This is a genomic window from Pararhizobium sp. P1_E7, from assembly GCF_056405855.1.
In genome coordinates, this window is sequence record NZ_JBFUBH010000219.1 from 1 (window position 1) to 1165 (window position 1165).

2 protein-coding genes are annotated in these 1165 nt (G+C 59.1%); one reads left to right on the forward strand and one right to left on the reverse strand.

Annotated elements, in window-relative coordinates; all coding sequences use genetic code 11:
- The first annotated feature begins 71 nt into the window (after positions 1 to 71).
- Positions 72 to 329 carry an acetylxylan esterase gene (locus AC1D17_RS29040; protein ID WP_477568648.1) on the forward strand — a complete coding sequence of 86 codons (258 nt, stop codon included), beginning with the start codon at positions 72 to 74 and terminating at the stop codon, positions 327 to 329.
- Between the two features lie 84 nt (positions 330 to 413).
- Here the strand turns inward: AC1D17_RS29040 and AC1D17_RS29045 are convergent.
- Positions 414 to 1165: gamma-glutamyltransferase (locus AC1D17_RS29045; RefSeq protein ID WP_477568649.1), on the reverse strand; the 752-nt coding region annotated here is incomplete at its 5' end.

The window sequence follows — 1165 nt, forward strand, 5'->3', positions numbered from 1 at the left end:
GGCGTTCTTTTCCGTCGGCATGATGGATGAGATCTGCCCGCCTTCGACCGTCTATGCGGCATACAATGGCTATGCCGGCGAAAAGGGTATTCGAAACGCTCACCTATTTCGACTGCGTGAATTTCGCGAGGCGGGCCAAGGCGAAGGCGTTCTTTTCCGTCGGCATGATGGATGAGATCTGCCCGCCTTCGACCGTCTATGCGGCATACAATGGCTATGCCGGCGAAAAGGAAATAATTGAATACGACTTCAACAATCACGAGGGTGGACAGGCATTTCAGGAGCGAAAGCAGATGAAATGGCTTGGCAGCCTCTTCGATATGGTGTGATTGTTTCAATGCAGTCGAAGACAAGGCCGCACCAACTCCGTGCTGGTGCGGCCTTGCCTTGTCGGCGTTTCTAGGCAGTCGTCTTCAGTATCCCAGGGCGATCCCGTCCTTGCGCGACTCCGATGCGCCTGTCAGGGTGCCGTTTTCCCAGTCGATGTACACGACCTGTGCGCCGCCGATCGGATCTTCTGCGGGCACGATCTCGAAGCCCCGGCGGATGAGTTCGACTTGGATTTCAACCGGGACCGTATGCTCCGCCTCGACACGCGGATTCTTGCCGCCGACGGGGATCAGGCGCGGCAGGTCGATCACATCCTGCAGGTCCATGCCGTAGTCGACGACCTTGGAGATGAGATGCGCATGGCCCATGGCCTGATAGTAGCCGCCCATCACGCCGAAGGACATTTCCGTGCGCCCGTTCCGGGTCATCATGCCGGGGATGATGGTGTGGAGAGGCCGCTTTTCGGGGGCGATCATATTGGGATGCCCGCGTGTCAGCGAGAAACTCTGGCCGCGATTGTGCAGGATCACGCCCGACTCCGGTGCGACAAGCCCGGTGCCGAAGCTGTCGAAGATCGAGTTGATGAAGCTGACTGCATTGCGGTCTTCGTCGATGATCGAGATGTAGACCGTGTCGCGATGCAGCGGCATCTCGAAGTCGGGCAGCTCGGTGAGTGCTCGAGTCAAATCGATCTTCTCGGCCAGTCCGCACGCGAAGGCGGTTGAAAGCAGTTCATCGATCGGGACGTTTGCATTGGCCGGATCGGCAATCCAGGCATCGCGGGCGGCATAGGCGAGGCGGGTCGCTTCGATTTCGAGGTGCAGCCGGTCCGCCG

Bases quoted from the DNA above. Each gene is read 5' to 3' on its own strand.
- AC1D17_RS29040 (WP_477568648.1), top strand. From the start codon at position 72: ATGCCGGCGAAAAGGGTATTCGAAACGCTCACCTATTTCGACTGCGTG.